General features: G+C 63.3%; 2 protein-coding genes. Both read left to right on the forward strand.

The window, feature by feature from the left end; translation table 11 throughout:
* The first annotated feature begins 143 nt into the window (after window positions 1–143).
* A complete protein-coding gene (gene istA, locus AWB74_RS43975) occupies window positions 144–1,793 on the forward strand; it encodes an IS21 family transposase (RefSeq protein ID WP_061152727.1) in 1,650 nt (549 codons plus the stop codon).
* Window positions 1,790–2,560: an IS21-like element helper ATPase IstB gene (istB, locus tag AWB74_RS43980; protein WP_061152728.1), complete on the forward strand. Its 771-nt coding sequence runs from the start codon at window positions 1,790–1,792 to the stop codon at window positions 2,558–2,560. The genes istA and istB overlap by 4 nt, the downstream gene beginning before the upstream one ends.
* Window positions 2,561–2,638 lie beyond the last annotated feature (78 nt).

The following is a 2,638-nucleotide window of genomic DNA, read 5'->3' on the forward strand; positions in this document are numbered from 1 at the left end:
CCCTGGCGGGCACCCAAACTCCCCCAGGGATGGGCACTTCAATTTCCCCCACCCGATGACCACCGGCTGAACTGCTGAGCGGTCGCTAACGATGCTGCAGGACGTCTATTTTCTTCTCCTTCGAACAAGAAGGAGATCAGGGAGTGAACGTTTTGAAGCAGCATCTCCAAAGCACGATATTCACGTTGCTCGAGCGCGGCGCGAGCCAGCACAAGATCCATGAGCTCACCGGCGTCGATCGCAAGACGATCCGGCGCTATCAGGCGATCTACGAATCCCAGCAGGCGGTGGGCGCAAATTCCCCCACCACCGCGCCCACCGGCGTGGCTGAGCCGGCGGGCGCTCGAATTCCTCCACCTCAAACTCCTCCATCCCCGCGCCCACCGGCTCCTGCTCGGGCAGCGCCGGTCAAACCCTTCAATTTCGCCCGCTCGGCCAGCGAACCCCATCGCGAATGGATCGAGCAGCAGGTGCGCCTGCAGCGCAATGCCCAGGCCATCTACCAGGATCTGGTTGATCAGTTCGGCTTTACCGCGAGCTACGACAGCGTCAAGCGTTTCGTGCGCGCCCTGCGTCACGTCGACCCCGAGCAGTTCGACCGTCTTGCATTTATCGTCGGCGAGGAAAGTCAGGTCGACTACGGTGAGGGCGCCCCGACTCTCGATCCAAAAACGGGGCGATACCGGAAACCGCGTCTGTTCGTCATGACCCTGCGGTACTCGCGACGCAGCTTCCGACGCGTGGTGTGGAAGTCCAGCAAGCAGGTGTGGGCACAGCTTCACGAGGAGGCCTTCCGGTACTTCGGAGGTTCGACGCAATACGTAGTCCTTGACAATCTGCGCGAGGGCGTCATCACACCGGACCTGTACGAGCCGGAAATCAACCGGCTCTACGCCGCGATGCTCGAGCATTACGGGGTCGTCGCGGACCCTGCACGCGTAAGGGATCCGAATCGCAAGGGTACCGTGGAACACGCGATCAAGCATACGCAGGACACGGCCCTTAAGGGTCGCCGCTTCGAGTCCATCGAAGCCCAGAACGAATTCCTGATGCACTGGGAGGAGAACTGGGCCGCCAGACGCATCCACGGCAGCGCGCGGCGGCAGGTCCAGGCGATGTTCCAGGAAGAGAAGCCGCATCTGCAGGCGCTGCCGCTCACCGGGTTCCGTTACTTCAAGGAGGTCGTGCGCACCGTCAACGACGACACCACCGTCAGCATTGACCGCAGCAACTATGCCGCGCGTCCCGCGCCCATCGGTTCTCTCGTGTGCGTGCGCGTCTACGACACCACCCTGGAGATCCGCGATCGCCGCACCCAGGAACTGCTGCGCACGCATCCCCGCCACATCGAGCCCGGCTCGCTCGAGCTTCCCGAGAGCGAACGCCCGTTCAACCCGTCACGCCAGACAAGCCTGGCGCTGGCCAGCGCCGGCGACATCGGACCGAGGGCAAAGGCATTGTGCCAGCACCTGTTCGACGCCGAAGGTCGCGTCGGCCATCGCGGCATGTGGGGCATCGTCGCGTTGGCGAAGAAGTACCCCACTTGGCTCGTCGAACAGGCCTGCGACCACGCCTTGCGTCATCACCTCTATCGCTACCGGCAGGTGCGCGCCGTCGTCGAGCGGCTGTTCGAGCAGGCGCTCGAGCGCCTAGATCGTGCGCCGCAGCTCGCCTTGCCACTCACCCAGGAGCATGCCCTGATCCGGCCCGCCGCCGAATACGGCGCGCTCTTCAACGCCGGCGCGCAGCACAGTGCCGGCACCCCCCCCTCCACAACGGGAGAAACTGAATGACCACCACGCTACCCGACATCGAACGCGCACTCAGCCTGCTACGCCTGTCGGGCGTGCGCGACACGCTCGAGACCCGGGTGCTGCAGGCACAGGGCAGCCAGCAGCCGTTCCTCGAGACCTTCGCGCTGATTCTGCAGGACGAACTCGACCGGCGCCAGTCGCGGCTCATCGAGCGACGCTACCAGCAGTCCGGACTCGATGAGAAGCTCACGCTTGCCGAAATCGACTGGTCCTTCAACCCGAAGCTGCCGCGGCAAGCCTGTTTCCAGCTGCATACCCTGAAGTTCGTGGCCTGCGGCGAGAACGCGCTGATCATCGGCAAAACCGGCACTGGCAAGAGCCACGTTGCGAAGGCCGTGGCGTACCAGGCTGTCCTGCACGGCCACAAGGTGCAATACATCGAGACGGACGACTTCTTTAACCGATACGTGCTGAGCCCACCGGCCCAGCGCGAGGCGAGGCTACGGGCCATCCTCGAGTGCGATCTGCTCGTGCTCGACGATCTGTTCCTCTCGCGCACGATCCCCGACGAGGCGGGGACGTTGCTGCAAACGCTTATCCATCAACGCTACAAGCTGCATCGCAGCGTGGTCGTCACCTCAAACCGGATCGTCCAGGACTGGGGTACCTATCTCGGCGACAACACGATGAGCACCACAATCCTCGACCGGCTCATGCATCATTGCCACCTGCTCGAGTTCGACGGGCGCAGCTATCGCCTCAAGGAGGCCGCCGAAACCCTTGCACGAAAAACGAAAGCGAGCTAAATAACGATCTCGTCCTGCTTCACGGGGTGGGGGAATTTACGCGCCCATAAGTAGGGGAAGTTGAACTGCCCGCCGGGG

Origin of the sequence: Caballeronia arvi (assembly GCF_001544695.2) — a bacterium.
GTDB lineage: Bacteria > Pseudomonadota > Gammaproteobacteria > Burkholderiales > Burkholderiaceae > Caballeronia > Caballeronia arvi.

Excerpts from the sequence above, each read along its gene's own strand:
- istB (WP_061152728.1), top strand. The coding sequence starts at position 1,790 with ATGACCACCACGCTACCCGACATCGAACGCGCACTCAGCCTGCTACGC.